Annotated in this window: 2 tRNA genes; both read left to right on the forward strand. The window is 51.6% G+C overall.

Features of this window, described 5'->3' with window-relative positions:
- Nucleotides 1-99: 99 nt before the first annotated feature.
- Nucleotides 100-176: transfer RNA gene (locus tag ACVDHI_RS20780), tRNA-Ile, on the forward strand.
- Nucleotides 177-186: 10 nt separating this feature from the next.
- Nucleotides 187-262 (forward strand) — tRNA-Ala (locus ACVDHI_RS20785).
- The last annotated feature ends 44 nt before the right edge of the window (nt 263-306 follow it).

Genomic DNA, 306 nt, shown 5'->3' on the forward strand with positions numbered 1-306 from the left:
GGAACCTGGGGTTGGATCACCTCCTTACCTTAAGATGACGAAGTTGTTGAGTGTTCACACAGATTGCCTTGATTCAAGTTTAGAGACAGTACACGAAGTGGGTCTGTAGCTCAGGTGGTTAGAGCGCACCCCTGATAAGGGTGAGGTCGGTGGTTCGAGTCCACTCAGACCCACCACTTCGATTACGGGGCTATAGCTCAGCTGGGAGAGCGCCTGCTTTGCACGCAGGAGGTCTGCGGTTCGATCCCGCATAGCTCCACCATATCGTACTGTATTTGTCAGAAGACAAAGCCATGAGTTGAACAT

This window comes from Aeromonas sp. 25-248 (assembly GCF_053005425.1).